At 67.6% G+C, this 1,417-nt stretch carries 1 protein-coding gene; it reads right to left on the minus strand.

Features of this window, described 5'->3' with window-relative positions; translation table 11 throughout:
• Positions 1 to 7: 7 nt before the first annotated feature.
• Positions 8 to 1,249 (minus strand): IS701 family transposase, encoded by a 1,242-nt coding sequence (locus tag B118_RS0124855; protein ID WP_028193671.1) that lies wholly within the window; start codon positions 1,247 to 1,249, stop codon positions 8 to 10.
• Positions 1,250 to 1,417 lie beyond the last annotated feature (168 nt).

Consider the following 1,417-nt stretch of genomic DNA (forward strand, 5'->3'; position numbering starts at 1 on the left):
ATTGTGATCACGGCTCGGTGAGGGCTTGCCGGGCGTAGTGGCTGGTCGTGGCTCGTGCTTGGTGACGGCGTCGGCGTACGGACCAGAGCAGTGGGTCGCAGCGGCGGCGGGCGGGTTCGATGATCAGGACGTTGAACAGGTGACGTAGTTCGTTGACGGTCAGCGCGATCAGCCCGGCCGGATCGGGACGGCTGCGGTGCGCGGTCGCGGCGGCGAGGAAGGCGTGGGCGAGGATCGCCAGGGTGGTCCAGCGGTGCCAGGACGTCCAGCGGCGGTTCTGGTGCTGATCCAGGCCGAGTCCGGTCTTCGCGGCTTGGAACGATTCTTCGATCTTCCAGCGGCGGCCGGCCACCAGGACGAGGCTGCGGAGCGGAACAGGTTCGGGTGCCCAGCAGCGGTAGAAGGCCAGCTCACCAGTCCGGCGGTTGCGGCGGATCAGCAGCCAGTGGTGCCCGCCGTGGGCGTCGGCGGCGTGTGGCAGGGCAGTGAAGGACCAGTCGTAGTAGCGGTGTCCTTTCGCGCCTCGACCCGCGGACACCCGCTGCCAGGCAGTAGCGGGAAGACCGGCGGCCAGCACGTCAACGCGGTAGACACCAAGGCCGGTGGTCACCTGATGAGAGCAGGCTACGGCCAGGACGTAGCCCAGTCGCAGCTGACGGAGCCGGGCTGCCAGGCGCGGATCGTTGCCGTAGGCCTCGTCGCCGGCTACCCATCGGCATGGCAGCCCGGCGGTGACCGCTGCGGTGATCATCCGAGACGCCAGCTGCGGCTTGGTCGCGAACCGCACCTGCTCAGGGACACCTGCCTCGGCGCGGCGTTCGGCATCGTCGCACCAGGATTTGGGCAGGTAGAGCGCCGCGTCGAGCATCGCGTGACCAGCCTCGGTGGCATAGACCAGATGCACGGCGAGCTGACAATTCTCGATCTTCCCCGCCGTGCCCGAATACTGCCGCTGCACGCCGACGGTGTGCCGGCCCTTCTTCAGGTCCCCCGTCTCGTCGATGACCAGCACAGCCTCGGCATCACCGAGGTGGTGGCCGACGAACTCACGGACATCAGCGCGGACCTCGGCATCGTCCCACTTCACCCGGGTCAGCAGGTCCTGCATTCCATCCGGACCCGTGTCACCGGCATGCTCCGCGATCGTCCAGCAGTTCTTCGACGGTAACGGCGCCAGCAAGCCCCGGACGAAGTCACGCACCCGACGGCGAGGCTCCGGCCTGCGGAAACGCTGCCCGACCGTCAACATCAGGTCGTCGAACAACACCCGCCACCGCTGGGCGTCTACCCTGTATCCGGCAGCCACCGCTGCATCATGGTCAGTCCACACAACCGTCCATGATCGACGGTGGCTGCCCTCGTTCCCGCATCGCATCGAACCGCAGCTCAGCCAAGGTCAACAACCCCGGCTGGAGTA

This window comes from Salinispora pacifica CNR114 (genome assembly GCF_000514775.1).
Lineage (GTDB): Bacteria > Actinomycetota > Actinomycetes > Mycobacteriales > Micromonosporaceae > Micromonospora > Micromonospora pacifica.

Bases quoted from the DNA above. Each gene is read 5' to 3' on its own strand.
- B118_RS0124855 (WP_028193671.1), bottom strand. From the start codon at position 1,249: ATGTTGACGGTCGGGCAGCGTTTCCGCAGGCCGGAGCCTCGCCGTCGG.